17 protein-coding genes are annotated in these 25,603 nt (G+C 60.6%); 6 read left to right on the top strand and 11 right to left on the bottom strand.

Annotation, left to right across the window (positions count from 1 at the left end; all coding sequences use genetic code 11):
- Positions 1-21: 21 nt before the first annotated feature.
- The gene (locus ACZRN6_RS27985; RefSeq protein ID WP_464009334.1) at positions 22-1,125 is read left to right on the top strand and encodes an enoyl-CoA hydratase/isomerase family protein; all 1,104 of its coding nucleotides are present in this window, start codon (positions 22-24) and stop codon (positions 1,123-1,125) included.
- A gap of 3 nt (positions 1,126-1,128) precedes the next feature.
- Positions 1,129-2,280 carry an acyl-CoA dehydrogenase family protein gene (locus tag ACZRN6_RS27980; RefSeq protein ID WP_464009333.1) on the top strand — a complete coding sequence of 384 codons (1,152 nt, stop codon included), beginning with the start codon at positions 1,129-1,131 and terminating at the stop codon, positions 2,278-2,280.
- 135 nt (positions 2,281-2,415) lie between these two features.
- Here ACZRN6_RS27980 and ACZRN6_RS27975 read toward each other — a convergent pair whose 3' ends face one another.
- The 5 genes from ACZRN6_RS27975 to ACZRN6_RS27955 are packed head-to-tail and all read right to left on the bottom strand — an operon-like array spanning position 2,416 to position 7,971.
- Complete coding sequence (locus tag ACZRN6_RS27975) at positions 2,416-3,189, bottom strand: enoyl-CoA hydratase (protein WP_322145261.1); 774 nt, start codon at positions 3,187-3,189, stop codon at positions 2,416-2,418.
- A 9-nt stretch (positions 3,190-3,198) separates the two neighbouring features.
- The gene (locus ACZRN6_RS27970; RefSeq protein ID WP_464009332.1) at positions 3,199-4,326 is read right to left on the bottom strand and encodes an acyl-CoA dehydrogenase; all 1,128 of its coding nucleotides are present in this window, start codon (positions 4,324-4,326) and stop codon (positions 3,199-3,201) included.
- A 9-nt stretch (positions 4,327-4,335) separates the two neighbouring features.
- The gene (locus ACZRN6_RS27965; RefSeq protein ID WP_322145263.1) at positions 4,336-5,520 is read right to left on the bottom strand and encodes an acetyl-CoA C-acyltransferase; all 1,185 of its coding nucleotides are present in this window, start codon (positions 5,518-5,520) and stop codon (positions 4,336-4,338) included.
- Positions 5,521-5,531: 11 nt separating this feature from the next.
- Positions 5,532-6,299: an SDR family NAD(P)-dependent oxidoreductase gene (locus ACZRN6_RS27960; protein ID WP_464009331.1), complete on the bottom strand. Its 768-nt coding sequence runs from the start codon at positions 6,297-6,299 to the stop codon at positions 5,532-5,534.
- Positions 6,300-6,321: 22 nt separating this feature from the next.
- On the bottom strand, positions 6,322-7,971 hold the full coding sequence (locus tag ACZRN6_RS27955; RefSeq protein ID WP_464009330.1) for an AMP-binding protein: 1,650 nt from the start codon (positions 7,969-7,971) through the stop codon (positions 6,322-6,324).
- A 1,038-nt stretch (positions 7,972-9,009) separates the two neighbouring features.
- Between ACZRN6_RS27955 and ACZRN6_RS27950 the strand changes: the two genes are divergently transcribed.
- From ACZRN6_RS27950 to ACZRN6_RS27935, 4 genes are all read left to right on the top strand, one after another.
- The gene (locus ACZRN6_RS27950; protein WP_322145266.1) at positions 9,010-9,900 is read left to right on the top strand and encodes a bestrophin family protein; all 891 of its coding nucleotides are present in this window, start codon (positions 9,010-9,012) and stop codon (positions 9,898-9,900) included.
- Between the two features lie 75 nt (positions 9,901-9,975).
- Entirely contained in the window at positions 9,976-11,034 is a 1,059-nt protein-coding gene (locus ACZRN6_RS27945; RefSeq protein ID WP_464009329.1) for a tetratricopeptide repeat protein, read from the top strand.
- A gap of 110 nt (positions 11,035-11,144) precedes the next feature.
- A complete protein-coding gene (locus ACZRN6_RS27940; protein WP_322145268.1) occupies positions 11,145-12,647 on the top strand; it encodes an ATPase domain-containing protein in 1,503 nt (500 codons plus the stop codon).
- Positions 12,644-14,326 (top strand): response regulator, encoded by a 1,683-nt coding sequence (locus tag ACZRN6_RS27935; RefSeq protein WP_322145269.1) that lies wholly within the window; start codon positions 12,644-12,646, stop codon positions 14,324-14,326. Before ACZRN6_RS27940 ends, ACZRN6_RS27935 begins: the two co-directional genes overlap by 4 nt.
- Before the next feature lie 31 nt (positions 14,327-14,357).
- Here ACZRN6_RS27935 and ACZRN6_RS27930 read toward each other — a convergent pair whose 3' ends face one another.
- From ACZRN6_RS27930 to ACZRN6_RS27905, 6 genes are all read right to left on the bottom strand, one after another.
- Complete coding sequence (locus tag ACZRN6_RS27930) at positions 14,358-18,485, bottom strand: hypothetical protein (protein WP_464009328.1); 4,128 nt, start codon at positions 18,483-18,485, stop codon at positions 14,358-14,360.
- A gap of 131 nt (positions 18,486-18,616) precedes the next feature.
- Positions 18,617-18,994 carry a response regulator gene (locus tag ACZRN6_RS27925; RefSeq protein ID WP_010171103.1) on the bottom strand — a complete coding sequence of 126 codons (378 nt, stop codon included), beginning with the start codon at positions 18,992-18,994 and terminating at the stop codon, positions 18,617-18,619.
- Positions 18,995-19,072: 78 nt separating this feature from the next.
- A complete protein-coding gene (locus ACZRN6_RS27920) occupies positions 19,073-20,266 on the bottom strand; it encodes a hybrid sensor histidine kinase/response regulator (protein WP_464009327.1) in 1,194 nt (397 codons plus the stop codon).
- Positions 20,260-20,859, bottom strand: coding sequence for a chemotaxis protein CheB (locus tag ACZRN6_RS27915; RefSeq protein WP_322145272.1), 600 nt, complete (start codon positions 20,857-20,859; stop codon positions 20,260-20,262). Before ACZRN6_RS27915 ends, ACZRN6_RS27920 begins: the two co-directional genes overlap by 7 nt.
- Positions 20,856-21,671, bottom strand: a complete 816-nt coding sequence (locus ACZRN6_RS27910) for a CheR family methyltransferase (RefSeq protein WP_322145273.1) — start codon at positions 21,669-21,671, stop codon at positions 20,856-20,858. Before ACZRN6_RS27910 ends, ACZRN6_RS27915 begins: the two co-directional genes overlap by 4 nt.
- Positions 21,672-25,169: a response regulator gene (locus ACZRN6_RS27905; RefSeq protein ID WP_464009326.1), complete on the bottom strand. Its 3,498-nt coding sequence runs from the start codon at positions 25,167-25,169 to the stop codon at positions 21,672-21,674.
- Positions 25,170-25,603 lie beyond the last annotated feature (434 nt).

Raw genomic sequence — 25,603 nt, 5'->3', positions numbered from 1 at the left:
AATAAAAGCAGGGAGTTAGAGATGACTGCTCAGGTTTCATCCGAGGCAAGCAGCGCCGGCGTCATGCAAGACGAAGTGCTGGCGCAGGTACGCAACCACATAGGCCACCTGACCCTCAATCGCCCCGCCGGCCTGAACGCCATTACCCTGGACATGGTCCGTAGCCTCAGCCGCTATTTGCAGGCCTGGGCAGACGACCCCCAGGTACATGCGGTGGTATTGCGCGGTGCCGGTGAAAAGGCTTTCTGCGCCGGGGGCGACATCCGCTCGCTCTACGACAGCTTCAAGGATGGCGACACCCTCCACGAAGATTTCTTCGTCGAGGAATACGCGCTCGACCTCGCTATCCACCATTACCGCAAGCCGGTCCTGGCACTGATGGACGGCTTTGTGCTCGGCGGCGGCATGGGCCTGGTGCAAGGCGCTGACCTGCGTGTGGTCACCGAACGCAGCCGGCTGGCAATGCCGGAAGTGGCCATCGGCTATTTCCCGGACGTGGGCGGCAGCTACTTCCTGCCGCGTATTCCCGGGGAGCTGGGGATTTACCTCGGGGTGACCGGCGTGCAGGTTCGCGCCGCGGATGCCCTGTATTGCGGGCTGGCAGACTGGTATCTCGACAGCGCCAGGCTCGCCGACCTTGACCAGCAACTGGACCGCCTCACATGGCACGACTCACCGCTCAAAGACCTGCAGGGCCTGCTGGCAGGCCTTGCCGTGCAGCAACTGCCCGACGCGCCGCTGGCGGCGTTGCGCCCGGCCATCGACCACTTCTTTGCCTTGCCGGACGTACCGAGCATCGTTGAGCAACTGCAACAAGTCACGGTTGCCGACAGCCACGACTGGGCATTGACCACCGCCAGCCTGATGCTCACCCGCTCGCCGCTGGCCATGGCCGTGACCCTTGAGATGCTGCGCCGCGGGCGCCATTTGCCGCTGGAACAATGCTTTGCCCTGGAATTGCATCTGGACCGTCAATGGTTCGCCCGTGGCGACCTGATCGAAGGCGTGCGCGCCCTGCTGATCGACAAGGACAAAGCCCCACGCTGGAACCCTCCGAGCCTTCAGGCGTTGACAGCCGATCACGTTGACAGCTTCTTTTGCGACTTCGACAAGAACGAGAACTAAGTCATGCAAGATATTGAATTTACTGAAGAACAAGTAATGATCCGCGACATGGCTCGGGACTTTGCTCGTGGTGAAATCGCACCCCACGCCCAAGCCTGGGAAAAAGCTGGCTGGATCGATGACGCACTGGTAGCCAAGATGGGCGAACTGGGGCTGCTGGGCATGGTTGTGCCTGAGGAATGGGGCGGCACTTACGTCGACTACGTGGCCTACGCCCTGGCAGTGGAGGAGATTTCTGCCGGTGACGGCGCTACCGGCGCACTGATGAGTATCCATAATTCAGTAGGTTGCGGGCCAATCCTCAACTACGGCTCACAAGCACAAAAGGAAACCTGGCTGGCGGAACTGGCCAGCGGGCAGGCCATCGGTTGTTTTTGCCTGACCGAACCCCAGGCCGGCTCCGAGGCCCACAACCTGCGTACCCGCGCCGAACTGCGGGACGGCCAGTGGGTGATCAACGGCGCCAAGCAATTTGTCAGTAACGGCAAGCGCGCCAAGCTGGCCATCGTGTTTGCCGTGACCGACCCCGACCTGGGCAAGAAAGGTATCTCGGCGTTCCTGGTGCCTACCAACACCCCGGGCTTCGTGGTGGACCGTACGGAACACAAGATGGGCATTCGTGCCTCGGACACCTGCGCGGTCACCCTCAGCCAGTGCACCGTGCCTGAAACCAACCTGCTGGGCGAACGCGGCAAAGGCCTGGCCATTGCCCTGTCCAACCTCGAAGGCGGGCGCATCGGAATTGCCGCACAGGCACTCGGCATCGCCCGTGCTGCCTTTGAAGCGGCGCTGGCCTACGCCCGCGACCGGGTGCAGTTCGACAAGGCAATCATTGAGCATCAGAGCGTGGCCAACCTGCTGGCCGACATGCAGACCCGCCTGAATGCGGCGCGCCTGCTGATCCTGCACGCCGCCAGACTGCGCAGCGCCGGCAAGCCGTGCCTGTCAGAAGCGTCCCAGGCCAAACTGTTTGCATCGGAAATGGCCGAGAAGGTGTGCTCCTCGGCGATGCAGATTCATGGGGGTTATGGGTACCTGGAGGATTACCCGGTGGAGCGTTACTACCGGGATGCACGGATTACCCAGATTTACGAAGGCACCAGCGAGATCCAGCGGATGGTGATAGCCCGGGAACTTAAGAACTACCAACTGTAACTGGCATACCGCATCAACAATTGTCGGAGCGGGGCTTGTGTGAGAGCGGGCTTGCCCGCGACGGCGGTGTGTCAGTCACTGAATGTATCGACTGAACCACCGCCTTCGCGGGCAAGCCCGCTCCCACATTTTGACCTATTTGTCCTTGAACTCCGGCGCACGCTTGGCCACAAACGCCGCCATGCCTTCCTTCTGATCCAGTGTGGCAAACGCCGCATGGAACACCCGGCGCTCAAAGCGCACGCCTTCCGACAGGCTTACTTCAAACGCGCGGTTCACGCTTTCCTTGACCATCATGCTGATGGGCACCGACTTGCTGGCAATCAGGGTCGCGACTTTCAATGCTTCGTCCAGCAATTCATCAGCCGGTACGATCCGCGCAACGATCCCGCAGCGCTCCGCTTCCACGGCATCGATAAACCGCCCGGTCAGGCACATTTCCATGGCCTTGGCCTTGCCCACGGCGCGGGTCAGGCGCTGGGTGCCGCCCATGCCCGGCAGCACGCCGAGGTTGATTTCCGGCTGGCCAAACCTGGCGCTGTCACCGGCCAGGATGAAGTCGCACATCAACGCCAGCTCACACCCGCCACCCAAGGCAAAGCCATTCACCGCCGCGATGATCGGTTTACGGCGGTTGGCCACGCGGTCGCTGTCGCTGAACAGATCATCGAGGTAGATCTGCGGGTAGGTCAGGTCGGCCATTTCCTTGATGTCGGCGCCGGCGGCAAAGGCTTTTTTCGAGCCGGTAAGCACGATGCAGCCGATGTCCGGGTTGGCTTCCAGGCTGTCCAGTGCCTGGTTCAGTTCACTGACCAGCTGTGCGTTCAGGGCGTTCAGCGCTTGCGGGCGATTGAGGGTGATCAGCCCGACACGGCCCTGGACGTCCAGCAAAATGGTTTCGTAACTCATAGATACTCCTCAGAGATTGCGTGAAATGACCATGCGTTGAATATCGCTGGTGCCTTCGTAAATCTGGCAGACCCGTACATCTCGGTAGATCCGCTCCAGGGGAAAGTCGCTCAGGTAACCGTAACCGCCGAGGGTTTGCAATGCTTGCGAACAGACCTTTTCGGCCATTTCCGACGCAAACAGCTTGGCCATGGAAGCCTCCACCAGTGCGGGCTTGCCGCTGTCACGCAGGGCCGCGGCGTAATGCACCATCTGCCGGGCGACGGCAATTTGCGTCGCCATGTCTGCCAGGCGAAACGCCACAGCCTGATGCTCGATGATCGGTTTGCCAAAGCTTTCCCGCTCGCGGGCATAATCCCGGGCCGCTTCAAATGCCGCCCGCGCCATGCCCACCGCTTGCGAAGCAATGCCGACGCGCCCGCCTTCGAGGTTGGCCAGGGCGATCCGATAGCCTTCGCCCTCCTCGCCCAAGCGATTGGCCACCGGCACTTTCACATCCTCAAACAGGATCTGGCAGGTGTCGGAGGCGTGCTGGCCAAGTTTGTCCTCAACCCGCGCCACGCTGTAGCCCGGCGAGTCGGTGGGCACGATAAACGCAGTGATACCGCGCTTGCCGGCACTCGGATCGGTAACCGCAAACACAATCACGACCCCGGCGTTCTGCCCGGAGGTGATGAACTGTTTGCAGCCATTCAATACGTAGTGATCGCCTTCCAACCGGGCGCGGGTTTTCAGGCCACTGGCATCGGAACCGGCCTGGGGCTCGGTCAAGGCAAATGCGCCGAGCATCGCACCGCTGGCCAGGGGCGTGAGGAACTGTTCTTTCTGTTGATCGTTGCCGAACGTGAGAATCGGCACGCAGCCCACGGAGTTGTGCACGCTCATGATGGTGGAGCAGGCGCCGTCACCGGCGGCGATTTCTTCCAGGGCCATGGCGTAGGCCAGGTAGCCCGTGTCGCAACCGCCCCACTGCTCCGGGACCAACATGCCGAAAAAGCCCAGCTCGGCCATTTCACCAATGGCCTCCTTGGGAAAACGATGCTCGCGGTCCCACTCGGCAGCGAACGGTTTGAGCCGTTCCTGGGCAAATTGCCGTGCGGCTTCGCGGATTTGCAGTTGTTCGTCATTGGGAAGCATAGGTGTTCCTTAGTACAGGCATTCAACGGCCATGGCCGTGGCTTCACCGCCGCCGATGCAAATGGCTGCAACGCCGCGCTTGAGGCCTTTCTGGCGCAGGGCCGAGAGCAGCGTCACCAGGATCCGCGCGCCGGACGCACCAATCGGATGGCCCAGGGCGCAGGCACCGCCGTGGATATTGACCTTGCTGTGGGGAATTTCCAGCTTGCTCATGGTCACCAGGCTGACCACCGCGAAGGCTTCGTTGATTTCAAACAGGTCGACTTCGTCGAGGTTCCAGCCGGTCTTGCTCAACAGCTTGCGGATTGCCCCTACCGGCGCTACCGGGAACAGGCCTGGTTCATCGGCAAAGGCGGCGTGGCCATGGATCACCGCCAGCGGCTTGAGCCCGCGTTTGTGGGCTTCAGACTCGCGCATCAGCAGCAATGCCGCCGCACCGTCGGAAATCGAGCTGGAGTTGGCCGCCGTCACCGTGCCGCCTTCGCGAAAAGCCGGCTTCAAAGTGGCGATCTTGTCGAGTTTGGCTTTGGGCGGCTGTTCGTCGTGGGTGATGGTTTTCTGTTCCTTGCCCACGGTGACCTGCACTGGGACGATTTCAGCGATGAAGTTACCGTCGGTGATCGCCTGTTGCGCACGGGTCAGGGAGGCAATGGCGAACGCATCCTGGGCCTCACGGGTAAAGCCATTGTGCTCGGCGCAGTCTTCGGCAAAGGTGCCCATCAGGCGGCCCTTGTCGTACGCGTCTTCGAGGCCGTCGAGGAACATATGGTCGAGCACCCGGCCGTGGCCCATGCGGTAGCCGCTGCGGGCGCGGTCCAACAGATACGGCGCGTTGGACATGCTCTCCATGCCGCCAGCAATCACCACGTCCACACTGCCCGCCAGCAACGAGTCATGGGCCAGGATGGTGGCTTGCATGCCCGAGCCGCACATCTTGTTGAGGGTGGTGCAGCGGGTGGATTTGTCCAGGCCGGCACCCAGCGCTGCCTGGCGTGCAGGCGCCTGGCCGAGGCCGGCAGGCAGTACGCAACCGAACAGCACCTCATCCACCGCATCGGTGGCAATACCGGCGCGCTCGACGGCGGCACGGATCGCCGCAGCACCCAATTGCGGGGCGGTCAGGCCTTTGAGGTCACCCTGGAACCCGCCCATCGGGGTACGTACCGCGCTGACAATAACGATTGGATCAGTCATGAAAAACCTCCTTATTTGGCCGCCATGCGCAAGGCGCCGTCGAGACGGATCACCTCGCCGTTGAGCATGCTGTTTTCAATGATATGGCGCACCAATGCGGCGTACTCGCCTGGCTTGCCCAGGCGCTGGGGGAATGGTACACCGGCGGCAAGCGACTCGCGCACTTCAGGTGTCATGCCGGCCATCATCGGTGTTTCAAAAATGCCCGGCGCGATGGTCATCACCCGTATCCCGTAGCGCGCCAGTTCACGGGCGGCAGGCAAGGTCAGGCTGGCGATCGCGCCCTTGGAGGCAGCATACGCCGCTTGGCCGATCTGGCCGTCAAAGGCCGCCACCGACGCCGTATTGATGATCACACCGCGCTCGCCATCGGCATTCGCCTCGGTTTCAGCGATGGCCGCGGCTGCCAGGCGCAACAGGTTGAAGCTGCCGATCAGGTTGACGTTGATCACCTGAGCGAAGTTGGCCAGAACGTGAGGGCCATTCTTGCCAAGGATCTTTTCGCCACGCACCACGCCGGCGCAGTTGACCAGCCCGTGCAAACCCCCAAAGGCGCTGACGGTTGCCTGCACCGCGGCCTCGGCAGCAGCTTCCTGGCTGATATCCGCAACCACGCTGCGGGCCTGCGCACCGAGCTTTTGCGCCTGGGCGGCGACTGCGTCGGCGTTCAGGTCCACCAGCATCACTTTGGCACCTGCCGCTACCAACATCTCGGCGGTTGCCGCGCCGAGGCCTGAAGCGCCGCCGCTGACCAGAAAAACCTTGTTCTCAATCTGCATCATTGTTTCCTTGAAAGAGGGATTACGCCGTGGCCGCCTGGGCCTTGGCGATTTCCTGATTACGCAAAATAAAGCGTTGCAGCTTGCCGCTCGGGGTCTTGGGCAGCTCACTGACAAATTCAATTTCCCGTGGGTACGAGTGGGCTGCCAGGCGCTTGCGTACGTGCTGGCGCAGCTCTTCGGCCAGGGCCGGCTCGGCGCGGTACTGCTCACTGAGCACCACAAAGGCTTTGACGATCTCGGTGCGTTCCGGGCATGGCTTGCCCACCACTGCTGCTTCGATTACCGCTGGATGCTCGATCAGCGCGCTTTCCACATCGAACGGGCCGACCCGGTAGCCGGAGGTGGTGATCACATCGTCACTGCGCCCGACAAAGCTGATGCTGCCGTCGGGGTTCAGCTCCACCGTATCGCCGCTGAGGTAGTACTTGCCGACGAAGGCTTTGGTCTTCACGCCGTCGTAGCCGGCGAACCAGCACATCGGTGATTGTTCGCGGTCGATGGCGAGGATGCCCGGCTGGCCGGCCGGGAGTTCCTGGTGATGGTCATCGAGCACCACGATGCGGTGGCCTGGCGAGGCGAAACCGGCGGAGCCGACGTGCACCGGGTGTTCCAGGCCGTGGTGGTTGCACAGCACCATGCCCAGTTCGGTCTGGCCATAGTGGTCGTGGATGGTCACACCGAGGTTATCGGCGAACCAGCGGATCACTTCCGGGTTCAGCGGCTCGCCGGCGCTGCTGACAATGCGCAGCTTGCCCTTGATCGACTTGGCGAACTGATCGCCCCCGGCAATCAGCAGGCGGTAGGCCGTGGGCGACCCAGTGAGGTTGGTGATGCCATATTTGTTGATCACGCGGCAGGTGCTTTCGAGGGTGAACGGGCCGTCGTAGAACGTAATCGGGTGGCCCATGGACAAAGGGCCGGTCACGCCGAAATAGATACCGTAGGCCCAGCCCGGATCGGCGACGTTCCAGAATGCATCTTCGGGGCGCAGGTCTACAGCGTCGCGGGTGTAGCTTTGGAACGCGACGATGGCCTTGAGGGGGACTGCCAGGGATTTCGACGGGCCGGTGGTGCCGGAGGTGAACATCAACAGGAACGGCTCTTCAGCGCCCAGCAGGACCGGCTCGCAAACGTTGGAACAGTTGGGCAGCTCTGCCCAGAAGCTGAAATCGCCCCGCACGATGCCTTCGCCGTTGGGGCCGGCGACGGTGACGATGGTTGGGCAGCCGGCCACTTCATGGAGCTTGGGGCGGTTGATGGCGTCAGTCACCACCAGCGCGGCGCCGGAGCTGTTCAGGCGGTGCTCGATGGCCTTGGGGCCGAACGCAGTGAACAATGGCTGATAGACCGCGCCGATGCGCCAAGTGGCGAGTACCACCACCAGCAGCTCGGCGGTGCGTGGCAGGAGGCCGGCGACTTTGTCACCGCGCTTGATGCCCTGGGCCAGGAGGAAGTTGGCAAAGCGAGCGGCCTGGTCTTGCAATTGGGTGAAAGTGGAGGTGCTGCTGCGGCCGTCCTTGCCCTCCCAGAACAGTGCGATGCGGCCGGGTAAAGCGTGGCGGTCGCAGCATTCGACACAGGCATTGAGTGACTGCAGGTTGCCGGTCAGGGCGGCGTCGACGGTGTGTTGGTAGTTGAACTGGGTGGTGGCAGCCGAGTAATCGCGCATCGCTTCAAATCCCTGTGTGTTTTTTATTTTCAGGATGGGGACGTAGACCGGTGAAATAGTCGCTCTAGAGCGGTGGGTGGGCAATGGTCAAAGCCTTCAACTTGGTTGACTGGTTTGGCCAATGGGCTGTGTTTTTGTGGGTGGGGTTTGGGTGTATATCCGTTATTTGGGTGATGGCTTAGATGGGTTCCGCTCTTACAGCGGGTCACTTTTGAAAAGCGCAAAAGTAACCAAAACGCTCTGCCCCGCCTGTCGGCACCTCGCTTAGGCTCGGTGTGCCCTCACTCCGGAATTGCTCCGCGGGCCGCCGCGACGGCCCGTCCCTGGCCCGTCGCGGCTAAACCGGCGTCCTGCCGGTTTACCCGCTCCTCAATCCCTGCGTTCGGCCTCGGGCTGAATGGGGCAGTCAGATCAAGATCACAAGCAAGATCAAGAACACAGCGGCCTACAGGCCGGCTTGAGTGTTAAAAGCCAGATCAAAAGCTAAAGCAGGCACGGTTCCAATGTGGGAGCTGGCTTGCCTGCGATGGCATCACCTCGGTGTATCTGAAAACCGAGTTGCCTGCATCGCTGGCAAGCCAGCTCCTACGCCTTGCTTTTGCTTTTAACACTCAGGTCGGCTTTCAGGCCGCCGTGCTCTTGCTTTTGACCTTGATCTGCAGGCCCCGTCAACCACGATGGCCGCAAGCAGGCACGGTGGAGCGGGTAAATCGGCAAGGATGCCGATTTAGCCGCGCCGGGCCATGGATGGCCCGTCGCGGCGGCCCGCGGAGCCGTGCCGGAGTGCGGGCATGCCGAGCCTAAGCGAGGCACCGAGTGGTGGGGCAAAGACCTTTTGGTTACTTTTGGGGCGTTTGCCAAAAGTGACCCGCTGTAAGAGCGGAACCCTAAGTAGCCATGACCTAAATAACGGATATGTACACCACCAAAAGCCCCCCCCCCGATAGACCCGACCAATCACCCAGTCAGCACAGACGATTGGACGCTCTACCCCCAAGCTTCTAAGCTTGAGGCCTGCGCCACCCAAGAAGCCCGCCCATGATCGTCCGTCCCAAACCCAACCTGCTCGGCATCCTGTTCTCGCTAAAAGGCTCAATCGCCAAGCGCATCGCCCTGCGCAGCCTGCTGGTCACGCTACTGGCCTCTGTCATCGTGCTGGTGGAAACCCTGCACCCGGCCTACTTCTCCAAGGTCAACGCCACACCCTTCACACTGCTCGGCCTGTCGCTATCGATCTTCATGAGCTTTCGCAACAACGCCTGCTACGACCGCTGGTGGGACGGCCGCAAACAACTGGGCCAAATGATCATCGAAGTGCGCTCACTGATCCGCGAAACCCAAATCTTCAACCCCGCTGAACGTGAACACCTGCTGCGTGGCCTGTGCGGTTTCGCCCACGGCCTGATCGCCCGCTTGCGCCTGGAAGATGAAGCCCGGGCGATCCAACCCTGGATCAACGTCGAAGCCACCCACCCGAACCTCCCCGATAGCATCCTGCAAGACCTCGGCGCCCGCTGCTCCAAACTGGCCGAACAAGGCCACATCAGCGACTGGCGCTACACCCAACTGGAAACCCGCCTATACGGCCTGAGCCAGGTCCAGGCCTCCTGCGAACGCATCAAACACACCCCGCTGCCCTTCCCCTACACCTTGCTGCTGCACCGCACCATCTACCTGTTCTGCATTCTGCTGCCCTTCGCCATGGCCGAACCGCTGGGCTGGCTGACGCCGATCTTTACCGCGATCGTCAGCTACACCTTCTTCGGCCTGGATGAAATCGGCGACGACCTCGAAGACCCCTTCGGCTTCGACGAAAACGACCTGCCCTGCAACGCCATCGTCCGCACGCTGGAGCGCGAAATTCTCGCCGCCCTCGGTGAAACCGCGCTACCGCCGGCCCTCGAGCCGATTGAGTTCGTGCTGACGTGATGCGCGTTTGACACTCGCGATCACCTGACCGAAGCTGATGGCTTTGCACTAGCTGCCAAGCTTTCGGACGCCTGCATGTCAAAGTCACGCCGTTACTCCATCGTCGGCCTGTGCGCCCTGTTGTTTATTGTGCTGATCTCCTGGTATTTCACCCGCACGCCACCGGTGGTTGTGCCCCCGGCCATCGCCCACGGTTACGCCAAGGCTTTGAAGCAGGCGCATAACGGCGAAGCCGGCGCCGCCCGCGTGCTGTATCAACAACTGGGCCGCCCGGACCTGTCCGATGTGCGCCGCGCCGCCCTGCATGCCGAACTGCCCAACTATCCCAGCCCCCAGGCCCTGAAGCTGGCGGACAACGACCTGGCCAACGACGCGCCAATGGTGCGCGAGGCAGCCATTCACAGCATCGTCGGCCTGGTGCCCAGCGGCCAGCGCACGCTGTTGCTCGGGCCGCTGCTGGACGATCCGGAGCAAAGCGTAAGGTTTGCTGCGGCGAATGCCTTGCTGGGGCTGTCTCCCGACACCCTGGGCCTGTATTTCGGCCCGTTGCAGCAAGTGCTCGACGAATACGTGAAGTTGCTCAAAGCCCAACCCGAAAGCCCCGAAGGCTGGATTCAACTGGCCCGCCTGTACATTCACAGCGCGCTGCTGCCCGATGCCCAAAATGCCCTGGAACAGGCGATGCGCCTGCAACCAGACAACCTGCAGGCGGTGGTGGCGCAAATCGAGTTGCTGGATAAACAGGGCAAGGTCGACGAGTCACGCCAGCTCCTGGCCAAGCAACTGCAGGCCCATCCCGATTCGGCCTACCTGCAACATGCCCTGGGCATGTGGTTGCTGCATCATGGCGAGCGCGCCTTTGCCCTGCTCAGTCTGTCCCGGGCGGTGGAGCTGGAGCCGAACAATCAGGATTACCGCTACGACCTGGCTACCACCCTGCATGCCCAGCAGGAACTGGACGCCGCCCAGCGCCAGTTGGAAGAGATCGTCCAGCGCAACCCGGCCAATCGTAAGGCGCGGGTCTTGCTGGTCAACTACTGGAAAGAAACCGGCCAGTTGCAGAATGTCCAGGTCTTGCTGGCCCAGCTTGAACAGCAGAACCCGGATGACCCGGCGCTGCAACAAGGCCTGTAACGCCCAAATTGATACAAAGCGTTGAACCGCCACACGGCGCCACGGTCAAGTAAATATGGCGCGCCCCAGCGGGCGCTCCCTACTACTTATACGTGACCCGAGGGCACTTCTTGTCTACATCCAAAGAGCTGTTCACAGCAAAGGCGGCCACTGGTATTGAAGGTCTGGACGACATTCTTGCCGGGGGGCTTTCCCGTAGCCATTTGTTCTTGCTGGAAGGTGAGCCCGGCACCGGTAAAACCACGGTGGCCCTGCACTTCCTACAGGCTGGAGCAAAAAACGGTGAACGATCGCTGTACATCACCCTGTCAGAAACCGAGCGCGAGTTGCGCCAGGGTGCCAAGTCCCACGGCTGGGACCTGGACGAGCACATTCATATCTTTGAGCTGACACCGCCCGAAAGCCTGCTAAACGCCGAGCACCAGCAAAGCCTGCTGTATTCCTCGGACCTTGAGCTGGGTGAAGCCACCCGACAGATTTTTGAAGTGGTGGAGCGGGTCAAGCCCACCCGTGTTGTCATCGACAGCCTTTCGGAAATTCGCTTGCTGGCGCAAAGCTCCCTGCGCTATCGCCGGCAGATCCTCGCGATCAAGCACTACTTCGTGCGCTATGACGCCACGGTCCTGCTGCTGGACGACCTCACCACCGAATCCCTCGACAAGACCGTGCACAGCGTGGCCCACGGGGTAATTCGCCTGGAAGAACTGACCCCCAACTACGGCGCCGAACGACGCCGTGTGCGGGTGGTGAAGTACCGTGGCCAAAAGTACCGCGGCGGCTTTCACGACTTCACCATCATGGAAGACGGCGTGCATGTGTTCCCCCGCCTGGTAGCGGCCGAGCACCGTGGCGGCTATAACCGCCAGACCCTGACCAGCGGCATCCACGAGATGGACGCACTGTTGGGCGGCGGGATCGAGACCGGCTCCAGCACCTTGATCCTGGGCCCGGCCGGCACCGGCAAATCGCTGATCTCGATGATCTTCGCCGCAGCCGCCGTGGGTCGGGGCGAAAAAGCCGCGCTGTTCATTTTTGATGAAGAGTTGGGGCTGCTGTTCGAACGCATGAAGAACATGGGCATCGACCTGCAAGCCCTGCAAGACACCGGCAACTTGCTGATCGAGCAGGTAGACGCCGCCGAATTGTCCCCCGGCGAGTTTTCCCACCGGGTGCGACGTTGCGTGGATGAGCGTGGCATCAAGACTGTAGTGATCGACAGCATCAACGGTTACCAGGCCGCGATGCCGGAAGAAAACGCCCTCATCCTGCATATGCACGAGCTGCTGCTGTACCTCAACCGACGTGGCGCGGCGACCTTTATGACCGTCGCCCAACACGGCCTGGTAGGCGACATGCAGGCCCCGGTAGACATCACTTACCTGGCCGACACCGTGATCCTGCTGCGCTACTTCGAAGCCCTCGGTAAAGTCCGCCGGGCCATCTCGATCATCAAGAAACGCACCGGCAGCCATGAATCAACGATTCGCGAATACCGCATAGGCAGCCGGGGCATGACCATTGGGGAACCCCTCGATGCCTTCCAGGGTGTGCTGCGCGGCGTGCCGAACTACCTGGGTACCGATAACCCGCTGCTCAAGGATGAAAGTTCATGAGTGGCCTGCCGGCCATTACCGAACGGGCGATCATCCTTGCGCCTTTGGGCCGCGACAGCTCCCTGGCCTTGATGATGCTCAACGAGGCGGGTTTCAACGGTATCATCGCCAGCCATTTGCAAATGTTGTGCGACGAACTGGAGCACGGCGCCGGCCTGCTGGTCATCGCCGCCGAAGCCATGCGCGGTATCGACCTGGAGCCCCTGCTCACGCACCTGCATCAGCAACCGGCGTGGTCAGACTTGCCCATTGTGTTGATGACGCACCACGGCGGCAGTGAACAGAACGGTTCGTCGCACCTGAGTGTACTGCTGGGCAACGTCACCTTCCTGGAGCGCCCGTTCCATCCGGTCACCTTGATCAGCCTTGTGACCACAGCGCTACGCGGCCGGCGCCGGCAGTACGAGGCCCGCGACCGCCTGATCGACCTGAGCCAAAGTGAACAGCGCCTGCAAAGTACGCTGGAAACCCTGGAACAGCAGGTAGAAGAACGCACCGCACAGTTGCGCAATAACGAAGAAGCTTTGCGACAGTCGCAGAAGATGGAAGCTGTCGGTCAACTGACCGGCGGCATTGCCCATGACTTCAACAACATGCTGACCGGCATCATCGGCAGCCTGGAACTGCTGCGAAGGCGCGTGGCCCGGGGCCGTACAGAGGACCTCGACAGCCTGATCGACCTGGGTGTCACGTCGGCCAACCGCGCTGCCGCGCTGACCCACCGGCTGCTGGCATTCTCCCGCCGCCAGTCACTGGATTCAAAACCGGTGCAGATCAATCAACTGGTGATCTCCATGGGCGAGTTGCTGCAACGCAGCCTCAATGAAAGTATCGCCCTGGACATCCGCCTGACCGAACAGCTATGGACCGCCGAAGCCGACCCCAACCAACTGGAAAGCGCCCTGCTCAACCTGGCCATCAATGCCCGGGATGCCATGCCCAACGGCGGCCAACTGGTGGTGGAAACCACCAACCGGCACCTCGACAGCGTGTTTACCGCGGCCTACGGCACCCTCATCCCCGGCGACTATGTGGAACTGAGCGTCAGCGACACCGGCTGCGGTATGCCCGACAGCGTGATCAGCCGGGCATTCGACCCGTTCTTCACCACCAAACCCATCGGCCAGGGGACCGGGCTGGGGTTGTCGATGATCTACGGGTTTGCCCGTCAGTCCCATGGGCATGTGACGATTCACAGCGTGGTGGGCCAAGGCACCACCGTCAGCCTGTTCCTGCCGCGGTTTGTCGGCGAGGTGATGGCTGACAAACAGATCAACCCGGCGCTGCTGCCATTTGCAAATGCGGGTGAAACGGTACTGATTGTCGAGGACGATCCCGCCGTCAGGGTGCTGGTCAGTGCCGTCCTTAGCGAGTTGGGTTATGCCTTCGTCGAAGCCGGTGATGCCGACGGCGCCATGCCGATCATCCAGTCGAGCCAGCGGATTGACCTGTTGATCAGCGATGTGGGTTTACCGGGAATGAATGGCCGGCAACTGGCGGAAATCGGGCGGCAGGTGCGTCCGGACTTGAAGGTGCTGTTTATCACCGGCTACGCAGAGCACGCCGCGGTGCGCGGCGGCTTTCTCGACCCGGGCATGCAGATGATCACCAAGCCTTTTACCTTTGATTTGCTGACGGCAAAAGTGCGGGAGATGATTCAGGCACACCTCCCGGAGTAGGTCCGGGAGGCATGGGAGCCTTGTCAGATGCTCACAATTGGACGGTATACATGTCCTCCAATGCGCGGGCATCCACCCCCGTTTTGAATACGGTATTGTCGTTTTGGGGGCTGATCTTGAACTCCAGCACTTTGGGGTCATCTCCCGCCGTTTTGTACCTGAGGGAAAAGTCGGGTGAGGTAAAAATGTCGTTGACTCCACGCTGGAAGCTGGCCGCGTCCGGGAAATGGGCCAGGCCATAATTGGGTTCGTAAAAGAAGAATGATTTTTGATTTCCGTTGACGACAACCCCGGCAGTCATCGCGTGACCACTGTCCCCAAACATCAGTGTTTGCGATTGCGTGGCCATCGACAGCTCTGAAGCTACGGCGGTGTAAGGCTTGGCCTTGACGTCGCTGATACCGTGGAATGCAGTAGCCCCGCCGATTTTGCGTTGCAGAACCGTCAGCGTCGCAATGAACTTTTTGGACGCGGCTGCCGTAGGATTGGCGGCGGCCTTAAAAAAATTGTCAATCAGCACTTGGGCCTTGCCCTTCTTCACCGCCAGCGCCATGAGGTGCGAAAGCGCTGCACATTCCCCCTGCGACAACGGCTGAGTCTGGCTCAAGTAAAATAACTGCGGCATGGCGGTAATGCGCCCGCCGGCAGCGCGCACCTTGTTATTGAATAGATTGGCGCCATTCAAGCTGGCCTGGACCGCCAGGCGCTCATGTTGCCTGGCCAGCGTCCCTATATCCCGGGCGGACAAATTTCCTTTGGTTGCCAGTTTTTTGACTTGCGCAGACATCATCTTCGACGAATAACCGGGAATCTTGGCTGGATCACCCTGGACGTAGCCTTCCTGAAAGCTGGTTTTGTCAGGGCCGTTCTCTGCCTTGGTGGTTACCTCACGCCAGCGGATCTCGAGGTTGGTGGGTTCGAGGGCGGAAAACCCGTCCAAGGGGCGCCCATAGGGCTGTTTAGTTGCCGGGTTGTAAGGAAACCACTGATGGGTTATCGAATCAAACTTGGCCACCGTCCTGCCAGTGACGTCACTCCCGGGTACTGTGTATGTGCCTACATGCAGGTCGGTACGCTGGGAAATTTCCTGTAGCTGCGCCTTGGTGAATCGCGCGCCCTGGCGCGCCTGCGCGCCCGGTATAACTGCACGCAAGGGTGTCACGTCGCCCAGGAACCCGTTGTAGGCTGCGGCGCGCGCGTCAGGTGTGTAGCGTTTGAACAGTGAGTGGCCAAAGCGGCTGGGTTTGGCAGCACGCACGTTTTTCAATGCCCCCGCACCTTTGGCGATACCGGCCGTCACCAAATACATCACACCATCAAAGATGACATCCCCAAGGGCTGCGACATAATCCCCTTTGACGATATTGCGAACCACTGAAAGCCCGGGTATGAAGCCCAACAGTATTTCGCGCCACATCGATTGCTTCGCTTGCTCATCATCAAAGGTGGTGACGGCTTTGGCGGCGTCCTCCTGCTCACCGAACCGATGGGCCACAGTGGCATTACGCGAGAGTAATTGCCCAAGGTACTCACTTCGCGCACTGCTGAATGACTTGGGGTTACCCGCGGGAAGGTTACCCGCCTGTTGTTTGACCCGGCCATCTGCATCGGGACGCACTTCGACGATCGATGTGTTGGCGTAAGACTCTGTGAGTACCGAGTTACTTTTCTGCTCTACCCACTCGCCTTGAATACCTGGCTTGAAGGTGTCCTTCAGATCGTCGCGGCGAGTAATGGCGTTGTTTTGGGGGTCCATCCCGTAGTAGACCACCTGGCCATCACGGTGAGTCTTGATCAACAGGCTCCTGTTGCCATCCGACTGCAGCGGTTCTGCCTGCTCGGCGGTATGGGAGCCATTGGGCGTGGTGGTTACCGTACGCAGAACCTTACCCTGCCTGTAGACGGTTATTTCCCCCGACTCGATATTCTTCCGATCCTCCAGGGGCAAGTTGGCAATCAGGTTCGTGGTAATCGACACATAGGCTTTTTCGATATTGCTTTTATACGCCGCAAATTGCTCGGCATGTTTAGCTTTGGGGTCGGGCAGCTGTTTAATGCGCGCTAACAGGCTGTTGATCGGGATCTGGTCGTTGTCCGACTGCCACCCTGTCGACTCGTGGGTTTTCTTCGACAGGTAGATATCCAGCACCGAATACGCGCCAAGCGAGTTCGTGGTGATCGAAGGCGTCAGTCGATGCGCGTCCGTTTTCACGTATTGGCTGCGAATCGATTTTTCTTCAAAGGGAATTGCGTCGCCGAACGCGGCCTTGAGCTCTGCCAATGCAACACTGCGTTGGGTCGGCAGAGGGGCTTTGAACGCTTCATCGGCATCGATCAATGCCTGCCCCTGTTGGGCCAATGCTTGCTGGGTGGCGTTGATCTGCGCCGGCGAGTGAGGCCCAGGCTTCGATAGGCTTCCATTGATCTCCCCCCATTCGGTCACTGCGGTCAGCTGCGCTTGCTTCTGGATGTCGCGCTGCGTATCCGTGACAGGCTCAACGGCATCAAACATCGCCACCTGGGCAAAGGTCATCTGGGCAGAGGCCCCGGGGTTCGTGGCTTCAATACGCGCCACTGCGGCCTTGAGGCTCACCCAGGCCAACGAACCGTAGGTTACGTTGGGCGGAGTACCTTTTATCTGCAACTCGGGTGCGGCACGTGAGAGCAATATCATTGCCGCCACCGGGGCCATTTCGGGGCTGGCTTTGTGCGTGCTCACCAAGTGATCGATCAGCCGCTGCTGAATCACGCTGACAGGCTGGCCGTAATTTTCGGTGGCCGCCAGGTCAAAACCTGCGACATGGTGGGGCTGCGGCGAATAAATGCTCTGGGAATCCAGCGTGAGGACAATCGCGGTCAATGCCCACTCTCTGGCACTGGAGGCGGTCCCAATTGCCCCCATCTTGCCTTGCAGCGCCTTCCCCAGCGCCAGAGCCTTGTCAGACTCGAGGATTTTGTTCAGTGCGTTGCGCGGGTTCTTCAGTTCGCCCGGCAGCCATTGCACGCCCTTTGCCAGGTAGCCTAATGCACCTTTATCACGCACCTGCGAGGGTGCCGCGTCGCGGTCCTCCAGGCCAGGCAGGCCGAGGTTATTGTGGGTGATGTGGCTATAGACCGCTTTTTGATCCTGGACAGATAAAGGGCTTGGCCAAGACAACGCACCTCCCAGATTGCCGTCACGTTGCTCGGGCAACTCGGGTGCATTCAGGGCGTTGACGAGGGTTTCGAACTGAATCTTCGGCTCAGTGTTTTCCGCCAGGCGCCAGCCATTGCCCGCGAGCACGTCTTCCAGTGTCGCGTGCGCCACTCCCGTCTGGCGGCCATACGTGGAGTCTGAAGGCACGGCCATGGTGACGTGCTGCAGGTATTCGGTCAGCGCGGTGTTGTCGTCCGGGTCGAACGCCAGCAATTTCTCCAACAACGTGTGCCTGAGCGCGATATCGCCCAGCACGCCCTTTTGGACATCAAGGGATTGCTCGGAGCGCTGCTCGTTAATCGGGCCAAAGTGAGCGTCATCGAGTGCCAGGGGCGCGTTGTTGCGCTCGATTTCCTGCGCACGTAGAGCGCGCCCGGATTCCGGCAGGTTGCCCTCGAAGTAAAAACTCTTGACCCGATCAAATGGCGCGCGCTGAGTGTTGCCAGGCACTGCGGGCTTGATCGGACGAGGACTGTTGCCCGCCAGGCTGTCGATGGCCTGGCGAATAGGGCCGCTCACACTCGCCCAGCCGCGATCACCCAGCCCGGGCGTGAGGACATCTAAACGGCCGTTGATCCGCCCATACAGTCGACCGGTAAACGGTTCGATACTGACCGATGAGGGGTCCAGGTGGATGTCAGCCATCCACTGCACCACATCCGGGGACTTGAACGCACGCGACAGCAACGCCCAGCATTGCCCGAACGTGGACTGGGGCGGGATGTCCAGCATGATGGCTCCATCCGTCCCCGGCGTTCCGGTCACCTGGCGCAGCCCCTGGGCAAAGTTGCGCGCCAACTGGCGATCGGCATTGTCGCGGGGCGAATCGAGGGGCACCTCGTTCGCCGGCGCCCGGTTTGCGACGACGCCCTGAAGCTGAACGGCGGCGGGCGTGCTTGGCGTCGAATCCGGTTGCGCTGTAAGTTCAGGGGCATGGCGCGCAGTGCGAGTGGAAATGGTCACGAGGTCTACTCCATCGATACAGTCAGAAATCCTGCGCAACGCCTTTTCGTCTGCTAGGGGATAATCTTTCGTACCGGGAACAGGCCCCGCGATTCCATTTCACGGGCGCAAGCTTAGTGACGGGATGTGTATCAGGCCAACAACCGCTGGATATGCTCCTGCAACGTGTCCAGGTCAAACGGCTTGGCCAGGATCGGGGCGTTGCGGGTGATCGGGCTGTTGCAGTCGAGAATTTCCTGCGGGTAGCCGCTGATAAAAATGACTTTCAATTCGGGTCGCAGCTTGATCGCGGGCTCGGCAATCTGCACCCCGGAGATGCCGCCTGGCAGGCGATAATCGGTCACCATCAGGTCCAGGTGCGGCTTGGTGGCCAGGATTTCAAACGCCTGCTCACCGTCAATCGCCTTCAACACCCGATACCCGAGGCCCGACAGGTACTCGCCCAACACAAACATAATCGATTCGTCATCTTCGACGATCAGCACCACATCTTGCGCATCTTCACTCATGGGAAGCCTTTGTCCGGTCAATTGCTGCTGATACGACCATAGGGTCACGCAGAGGTTGCGTCGGATTCACGATTGATTTCATGCCCCGGCCTCCAGTGGCAGGCACACACGAAACAACGCGCCCTCGCCTATCCGGCTTTCCACTTCGATAGTACCGCCGTGGGCCGCAATAATCTGTTCGGAGATAAACAGCCCCAGGCCCAGGCCCGCCACCGCGTGGCTGGCCGACACGCGTTCGAACTGCTGGAAGATACGCTTCTGGTTTTCTTCGCTGATGCCGATGCCGTGGTCACGCACCTCGACCCGCGCTTCGCCATGCGCGGCATACACCCGCACTTCGACCGGGCTCTTGGCTCCGTAGCGCAAGGCATTGGTCAACAGGTTGGACACCACCTGTTCGATACGAAACTCATCCCAATTGCCTTCCACCGGCCCTTCCTCGACCCAAATCACCGACGACTCGGCGGCCGCCACTTGCGGGGCGAAGTTCTCCAGCAGGTTATGCACCAGTTGCGTCAGGTCAAAGCGGCCGGGGCGAATCGACAGTTTGCCGGTACGGATGCGCGATACGTCGAGCATGTCTTCGATCAGGCGGATCAGGCTCTGGATCTGCCGCTCATCGCGGTCGACCATGGCGTGCATCTTGTCCAGGGTGAACGCCGCAGCGTTGTCCCGAGCCAGGTGCATTTTGCGCAATTGGGTCTCCAGGATCAGTCCGTTGAGGGGCGTGCGTACTTCGTGGGCGACGATCGACATGAAGTCATCGCGCATACGCACGGCCTGCTCCAGTTCAGCCTGGGTGGCCTGCAAACGCGTGAGCAAGGCTTCCTGCTCGCGCCGGCTGTGCTCCAGGGCTTCAACCTGCTGCTTCATGGCCTTGCTCTGGCGGTACAGGTCGACAAACACATTGACCTTGCTCTTGACCGCATGAATATCCAGCGGCTTGTGCAGGAAGTCCACGGCGCCGCTTTCATAACCCTTGAACGCATAGTTGAGTTCACGGCCGGCGGCGCTGACAAACACAATGGGGATGTTCTTGGTCTTTTCGGTGCCGCGCATCAGTTCGGCCAGCTCGAAGCCGTTCATGCCGGGCATCTGCACGTCGAGGATGGCCATCGCAAACTCGTGTTCAAGGAGCAGCGACAAAGCCTCGTCGGCGCTCAACGCCTTGTAGACCTGACGGTCTTCGCGCTTGATCAGCGCTTCAAGGGCCAACAGGTTTTCCGGCAGATCGTCGACGATCAGCAGTTTGGCCTGGACAGTACTTAACATGGGGAAGATTCCAGGGAAGCCAGCAACTGGGCGATGCGGCTCAAGGGAAGAATATGGTCGGGTGTATGCAGTGCCAGCGCGGCCCGGGGCATGATGGCAACGCGTGCCTCTGAGGGGTCTTGCACCACCGTGATGCCGCCGCACTGCTTGACGTGGGCCAGGCCACGGGCCCCGTCCTGGTTGGCCCCTGTCAACAGGATCGCCAGCAGGCCCTTGCCGTAGACGTCGGCAGCCGACTCGAACAGGTAGTCAATCGCCGGCCGGGAATGGTGCACGCGGTCTTCCTGGCTCAGTGACAGGCTGCGGTCGTGTTCCACCGACAAGTGATAACCCGGGCCGGCGAAATACAGGGTGCCGGGCAGGATCACTTCCTTGTCGCGCGCCTCCACGACCTGCATCGACACGCGCCGGTCGAACACTTGCGCCAATTGGCTGCGGCGCTCGTCCGGCAGGTGCAGCACGGTGATAATCGGCAAGGCGAAGCTGGCGGGCAATTCGCCAAAAACGTTCAGCAACGCCTCGACACCGCCTGCGGAAGCGCCGATCACAATGGCTTCGATCCCGGACACCGGGCTGGCACCAGCTTCATTCATAATTTTCGGTAGATCCGTTCTTGCTTGACCAAGGGTTCGAACTGTTTGCTGTAGGCAGAGAAATCCAGGGTTTCCTTACTGCCCAGCACCAGGAAGCCGCGATGACACAGCGACTCATGAAACAACCCAAACGCCCTATCCTGCAACTTTTTATTGAAATAAATCAGTACGTTACGACACGAAATTAATTGAGTTTCTGAAAAGACACTGTCGGTCGCCAGGCTGTGGTCGGCAAACGTCACGTTCTCCCGCAGGGTCTTGTCGAAGATCGCATGATCGTAGGCCGCGGTGTAGTAATCGGCAAACGAGCGTTGCCCACCGGCCTGCTGGTAGTTATGGGTATAGGCGCGAATGTTCTCAAGCGAAAAAATCCCCTGCTTGGCTTTTTCCAGAGACCGGGGATTGATGTCGGTGGCGTAGATGATCGTGCGCTCCAGCAAGCCTTCCTCACGCAGCAGGATGGCCATGGAATACACCTCCTCCCCGGTGCTGCAGCCGGCAATCCAGATCTTGATCGACGGGTAGGTCTTGAGCAGGGGCACCACTTCCTGGCGAATCGCCAGGAAGTGCGACGGGTCGCGAAACATCTCGCTCACCGGAATCGTCAAAAACTGCAGCAACTGCATGAACGCCGTCGGGTCATGCAACACCCGCTCCTGCAAGGCCGAGATGGTATTGCAGTCGAACTGGCGCAGGGCATGGGCCACGCGGCGCTTGACCGAGGCGCCGGAGTAATCACGAAAGTCATAGCTGTACTTGAGGTAAATCGCCTCAATCAACAAGCGCAGTTCGATGTCAGTGCTTCGTTCCAATTAAATCCGTTCCATCTTGGGTAACCACACGCGAATCAAAGAAAACAACCGGTCCAGGTCGATGGGCTTGGCCAGGTAATCGTTGGAGCCGGCCGCGAGGCAGCGCTCCTGATCGTCCTTCATGGCCTTGGCCGTTACCGCGATGATCGGCAGCTTGCGCCAGCGCGGGTCCTGGCGGATCAAGGCAGTGGCCTCGTAACCGTCCATTTCCGGCATCATCACGTCCATCAGCACCAGGTCGATGTCGTCGACTTCATTGAGTTTTTCGATCGCCTCGCGGCCGTTACGGCCAATCACGACCACCGCGCCCTTGTGTTCCAGCGCGCTGGTCAAGGCGAAAATATTGCGTACATCATCGTCCACCAGCAGCACCTTGCGGCCCTCGAAGACCTTGTCGCGACTGCGGGCGGTCCTGAGCATCGTCTGGCGTTCATGGGACAACTGGGATTCGACTTTGTGCAGAAAGAGTGTGACCTCGTCCAGCAGCCGCTCGGGAGAACGCGCGCCCTTGATGATGATCGAGCGCGAGTACTTGCGCAGCTCGGCCTCTTCATCGCGGGTCAGGTTGCGCCCGGTGTAGACGATCACCGGCGGGAACGAGCAGATATCCTCGGTGGACATGCGCTTGAGCAGCTCGTTGCCGAGCATGTCCGGCAGCTTGAGGTCGATGATCATGCAGTCGTAGATATGGCTGCGCAGCAGGTCCAGGGCTTCCTGGGCGAAGCCTACGGCGGTGATCTCGATGTCATCGTCGCCGATCAGGCGCGCGATGCTGTCACGCTGCAAGTCGTCGTCTTCCACCAGCAGGATGCGCTTGACCTTCTGGGTCAGCTTGGCTTCCAGGCGGGCGAACACGTCCTTGAGCTCTTCGCGGGTGGTCGGCTTGACCGCATAGCCGATCGCGCCCATGTGCATGGCGGCTTCGACGCGGTCTTCCACGGAAATCACATGCACCGGGATGTGGCGGGTGCCGGCGTGTTCCTTGAGGCGTTGCAGCACGGTGAGCCCCGAATGGTCGGGCAGGCGCATGTCCAGCAGGATCGCGTCGGGAATGTATTGCTCCGCCAGGGCATAGCCTTCGTCTGCCCCATGAGCCACCAGGCAGTGGTAGCCCAGTTCGTGGGCCAGGTCGAACAGGATGCGGGCGAAGTTCGGCTCATCCTCCACCACCAGGATGCAGCGGGTGGTGAACGGGGCCTTGTCACGGTCGTCGATAAAGCGCGGGATCAGCGCTTCATGGGCGATCGGCATCGGCGACACCTTGATCGGCGCCGGCGCCGGCGCAGGGACGACGGCACGCGGGGCTTCGATCATCGGGGCGTCTTCCTCACGCTCCACGTAGTGTTCCGGCACCACCAGGGTAAACACACTGCCCTGGCCCGGCTCGCTGGTGACGCTGATGTAGCCGCCCAACAGGTTTGCCAGGTCGCGGGAGATCGACAGGCCCAGGCCGGTGCCGCCGTAACGGCGGTTGGTGGTGCCGTCGGCCTGGCGGAAGGCTTCGAAGATGCTTTCCTGCTGGTCCGGGGCGATACCAATCCCGGAGTCGCGCACGGTAAAGGCAATGCCCTCCCCCGGCTGGCGGGAGACCGTCAGGCTGACCTCGCCCTTTTCGGTGAACTTGAGCGCATTCGACAGCAGGTTTTTCAGAATCTGCTCCAGGCGCTGGCGGTCGGTGAACAGCATGTGCGGCGAACCTTCCTGCACTTGCACCTGGAACCCCAGCTTGCGGTCGGCGGCGAGCGGTTCGAACATCCCGCGCAAACCGTCCACCAGGCGCGCCACGCTGGAATTCTCCGGGCGCATTTCCAGTTTGCCGGCCTCGACCTTGGAGATGTCGAGAATGTCATTGATCAGGTTGAGCAGGTCGTTGCCGGCCGAGTAGATCGACTCGGCAAACTTGACCTGTTCGGCGCTGAGATTGTCCTGGGGGTTCTCGGCCAGCAACTTGGCCAGGATCAGCGAGCTGTTGAGCGGCGTGCGCAGCTCGTGGGACATGTTGGCGAGGAACTCGGACTTGTACTTGCTCGAGCGCTGCAATTCATCGGCGCGCTCTTCCAGCTCGACCTGTACGCGGTTGAGCAGCACGTTCTTCTGGTCCATGGCGTCGCGCTGCTCGGCCAGGGTCTGGGTCTGTTCGGCCAATTGTTCGTTGGTCTGTTCCAGTTCTGCCTGCTGGGTTTCCAGGTGCGCCTGGGATTCCTTGAGGATGCGTGATTGCTCCTCCAGCTCTTCGTTGGCGGTCTTGAGTTCTTCCTGCTGCACTTGCAGCTCTTCATTGAGTTGCTGGGTTTCAGCCAGTACTTCCTGCAGGCGCTGGCGATACCGGGCGGCTTCGATGGAAGTGCCGATGTTGTCGGCAATCAATTCGAGCAATTCGATGTCACGCTCGTCCAGCGCGCGCAGGAAGCCCAGCTCAATCACGCCGTTGACCCGGCCATCGTCGCTGGTCGGTACTACCAGCACACTGCGGGTTGAACCTTCGCCAAGGCCCGAACTGACTTTGAAGTAGTCCACCGGCACATCGTCCAGGCGAATCAGGCGGTCCTGCCGGGCGGATTGGCCGACGATACCTTCGTCGTTATAGATCGATTGCTCCTGCTGCTCTTGCTCGCGGGAGAAGCCATAGGTGGCCACGCGCGTGAGGCCACCGTGTTCTTCACGCACGTACAGCGCCGCCACTGCCGAGCCCATGTATTGCGCGAAGAACTGCAGGACGTTGCGGCCCAGCATGTTCAGGGTCAACTGGCCCAGTACCTGCTCGGCCAGTTCGGTCTGGCCGTTGCGCAACCAGGCTTGCTGCTCAAGGCGTTTGGCGATCCTCTGTTGTGACATCAGGTTTTCGCTGTAGCTTGTTGAAAGCTCTAGTAAATTCTTCCTGCCGACATACGCAAGGATAGCGCTCAGGCCCAGCACAAACACCAGATACAACGAGACGCTGATGATGGTGGTGCGAGTGACATCTTCATTACGGGTGATGCGGAACTGTTGCTCCATCGCCACCGCCCGGTCGTACTCCTTGCGAATCTCGTCCGTCAGGCTTTTGCCCCGCCCGGCTTTCACGGCGGTGCGGTAATCACCGTTCTGGCGCTGCATATCAATCATCGACTGGGCGTAGGTGTTCCACGCCAATTGCAGCGACTCCAGGCGCTTGAGCCGATCCACCTGCTCCGGATTGTCTGCCACCAGCGCCTGCAAATTGCGCAAGTCAGAAATGATCCGCGGCTTGGCCACCTCGTACGGGTCCAGGAAATGCTCATCGCCCGTGATCAGGAAGCCGCGCATGCCGGTTTCCAGGTCCACCGTCAGTTTGGAGGTTTCGTTGAGGTTGTTGATCACCCGGTCGGTGTGCTCGACCCACTGAATCACCGACAACAGGTAGGAGATCAAACAGACGAAAAACACCGCGCTGAGCACACCGACACCCAGCGGCAACGCCACGTTGCGGCCCAGCAATTTACGGAAGTTTTTCTCATCGACGGACGACGCGGGAGTCATGGGCATGCCTTGGCCAAATGCGGAAAAACGAGGAGTTTGCCCCAAAGTTACGCTTGAACGCTATTTTTCTGCCGCCAGTGACCAGAAACATTCGTTAACTCATTGAAATCACTGGCCCTCAGTGTCGCTTTTACACGCAGACATTGACTTCGCTTCTTACATAACAACGGGCCTGAGGCAGGAACCTTGACGGGGGGGCCGCCCACCCAATAAGGCGTCTTGGGAACAGGGAACCTCCTTTTAGAAGGCGCGTATCTCATCAACAAACAAGGTACCCCCCTATGCTTAGTCTTGGCACCGCCTCACCACAACTCCCTCTCGCAGCCCCGCAGCCAGCCGCGATACCGACCCCTGAAGGATCCAGCCACCGACCACCGCTCGGCCTTGCGCCCACTCAGGGCGTGCCCAGCCCGCAACCCGTCACTGCGTTGCAC

Source organism: Pseudomonas sp. A125 (genome assembly GCF_055409485.1).
Note: the sequence above shows the minus strand (reverse complement) of the source record. Positions and strands in the feature narration are given on the sequence as shown.

Bases quoted from the DNA above. Each gene is read 5' to 3' on its own strand.
- ACZRN6_RS27985 (WP_464009334.1), top strand. From the start codon at position 22: ATGACTGCTCAGGTTTCATCCGAGGCAAGCAGCGCCGGCGTCATGCAA.
- ACZRN6_RS27980 (WP_464009333.1), top strand. From the start codon at position 1,129: ATGCAAGATATTGAATTTACTGAAGAACAAGTAATGATCCGCGACATG.
- ACZRN6_RS27975 (WP_322145261.1), bottom strand. From the start codon at position 3,189: ATGAGTTACGAAACCATTTTGCTGGACGTCCAGGGCCGTGTCGGGCTG.
- ACZRN6_RS27970 (WP_464009332.1), bottom strand. From the start codon at position 4,326: ATGCTTCCCAATGACGAACAACTGCAAATCCGCGAAGCCGCACGGCAA.
- ACZRN6_RS27965 (WP_322145263.1), bottom strand. From the start codon at position 5,520: ATGACTGATCCAATCGTTATTGTCAGCGCGGTACGTACCCCGATGGGC.
- ACZRN6_RS27960 (WP_464009331.1), bottom strand. From the start codon at position 6,299: ATGCAGATTGAGAACAAGGTTTTTCTGGTCAGCGGCGGCGCTTCAGGC.
- ACZRN6_RS27955 (WP_464009330.1), bottom strand. From the start codon at position 7,971: ATGCGCGATTACTCGGCTGCCACCACCCAGTTCAACTACCAACACACC.
- ACZRN6_RS27950 (WP_322145266.1), top strand. From the start codon at position 9,010: ATGATCGTCCGTCCCAAACCCAACCTGCTCGGCATCCTGTTCTCGCTA.
- ACZRN6_RS27945 (WP_464009329.1), top strand. From the start codon at position 9,976: ATGTCAAAGTCACGCCGTTACTCCATCGTCGGCCTGTGCGCCCTGTTG.
- ACZRN6_RS27935 (WP_322145269.1), top strand. From the start codon at position 12,644: ATGAGTGGCCTGCCGGCCATTACCGAACGGGCGATCATCCTTGCGCCT.
- ACZRN6_RS27925 (WP_010171103.1), bottom strand. From the start codon at position 18,994: ATGAGTGAAGATGCGCAAGATGTGGTGCTGATCGTCGAAGATGACGAA.
- ACZRN6_RS27920 (WP_464009327.1), bottom strand. From the start codon at position 20,266: ATGTTAAGTACTGTCCAGGCCAAACTGCTGATCGTCGACGATCTGCCG.
- ACZRN6_RS27915 (WP_322145272.1), bottom strand. From the start codon at position 20,859: ATGAATGAAGCTGGTGCCAGCCCGGTGTCCGGGATCGAAGCCATTGTG.
- ACZRN6_RS27905 (WP_464009326.1), bottom strand. From the start codon at position 25,169: ATGACTCCCGCGTCGTCCGTCGATGAGAAAAACTTCCGTAAATTGCTG.